Raw genomic sequence first — 1898 nt, forward strand, 5'->3', positions numbered from 1 at the left:
GCCGCAGCGGCCCTCGTCCTGCTCCAGCTCGAGTACGACCGAACCATCTGAACGATCACACAACGTCATGATCCATTACCGGGAAAGGCTCACTGAGTGTGTGCATCACAGACGAAGGTCCGGGCTTTCCGCCGGAGTTCCTGCCTAGGGTGTTCGACCGCTTCGCCCGCGCCGAGGCCAGCCGCACCAGTGACGGATCCGGCCTGGGACTGGCCTTCGTGCACGCGGTGGCCACCGCTCACGGCGGCACCGCCCATGCCGACAACGCGGGGCATGGAGCGGCTGTCACCCTTCGCCTGCCCTGTTGACCAGCACGTGGCTCTTCCTTACTTCACTGCGCTCGGTCTCCGTGCTCGCGCAGGGGACCGACCTGCCGACCGCGAGCCCGGCACGTGTCGAGGATGCGGGTCCTCACCTGCAGGCTTGCGGCCCATCTCCTCATCTCCTACATTCGTGTAGAACTTCTACACCAGTGTAAAAGTAGTCCTGCTCCGGGTGTGCGCCGCTCCCGGCGTCCTGCCGCCCCGCCCTTCCCCCGATGTTTGACGAGGAGTCTTCGTGACCGAATTGTCCTATCTCCAGGCTGTCGTCATTGGAGCCCTGCAAGGCGTGACAGAGCTCTTCCCGGTCTCCAGCCTCGGCCATTCGGTGCTGGTGCCCGCCTGGATCGGCGGCTCCTGGCAGCACCTGGTCACCGAGAACGCCACCGGCGACTCGGAAGGCTCCCCGTATCTCGCCTTCATCGTCGCCCTGCACGTGGCGACGGCCGCGTCCCTGCTGTTCTTCTACCGCAAGGACTGGGCTCGCATCATTCGCGCCTTCATCACCACCGTTCGCACTCGCCAGGTCACCACTTCCACGGAGCGCCTCGCCTGGCTGCTCATCGTGGCCACCATTCCGGTCGGCATCACTGGACTGGCCCTCGAACACACCTTCCGTACCCTGTTCGCCAAGCCGCTGGCAGCCGCGGTGTTCCTCACGGTCAACGGGCTGATCCTGCTGGTCGGTGAGCGGTTGCGGCGCCGCTCCGAGGCGCGGCAGGCGGGAGTCCCGGGGCGGGCGGTAAGTGCGGGCCCCGGGGCGGCGCTGGAAGCCGAGGTCCATGCAGGCGCGAGGAGTCGGAGTCTGGACGCCCTGAGCTATCGCGAGGCGGGCGTGATCGGCCTCTTCCAGACGCTGGCCCTGTTGGCCGGGATCAGCCGCTCGGGCATCACCATGGTCGGTGGTCTGCTGCGCGGCCTTGACCACGAGGACGCCGCCAAGTTCTCGTTCCTCCTGGCCACGCCGGTGATTCTTGCGGCGGGTGTGCTCAAGCTGCCCAGCCTGGCGGGACCGGCGGGCGCGCACATCCACGGCCAGGTGATCGTCGGCTTCTTCACCGCCGCGATCGCCGCGTACACCGCGGTGCGCTTCCTGTCCCGGTACTTCACCACCCGCACCCTCACCCCGTTCGCCGTCTACTGCCTGCTGGCCGGGGGCGCCAGCATCATCTGGTTTGCCTGACGGACCGGAGGCGCCGAAACGGCGGCCATGTCCGTCACGGTTCGGATGGGCGCCGGGGCGCTGCGAGATATAACGCCACCCCGAGTCACGGATGGCCAGCTTTTGGGCGCGCCTGTGTGGGGCGGCGAGGCCGCGGGCATCCGAGTATCTACTACATGACGTAGAAGCGCCTGAGGTGAGAATGCGAACCGAGGTGTCACATGCTGCGCTGTTGGCCGGGCTGCTCTGTTGGCCCGGCACACCCCGTGCTTGGACCCGGTTTCGAAGATCCCGTACGCGCCCTGTGGCTGGCCTGGCAAGGCGCTAGCCCGCGCGATCGCGGGAGACTCGCCGCACTCGTCCCCGTGGTTCCCTGTGATGTGCCCTGTGATCGGGCACTCATCTGGCACGGGCGA

Annotated in this window: 2 protein-coding genes; both read left to right on the plus strand. The window is 67.3% G+C overall.

All coding sequences use genetic code 11. The annotated features are described in order from the left end of the window. The first annotated feature begins 92 nt into the window (after positions 1-92). Complete coding sequence (locus ACWDA7_RS52470) at positions 93-308, plus strand: sensor histidine kinase (RefSeq protein ID WP_450615258.1); 216 nt, start codon at positions 93-95, stop codon at positions 306-308. Positions 309-558: 250 nt separating this feature from the next. Further along, a complete protein-coding gene (locus tag ACWDA7_RS52475; protein WP_450615257.1) occupies positions 559-1503 on the plus strand; it encodes an undecaprenyl-diphosphate phosphatase in 945 nt (314 codons plus the stop codon). Positions 1504-1898: the final 395 nt, after the last annotated feature.

This window comes from Streptomyces sp. NPDC001156, from assembly GCF_053598275.1.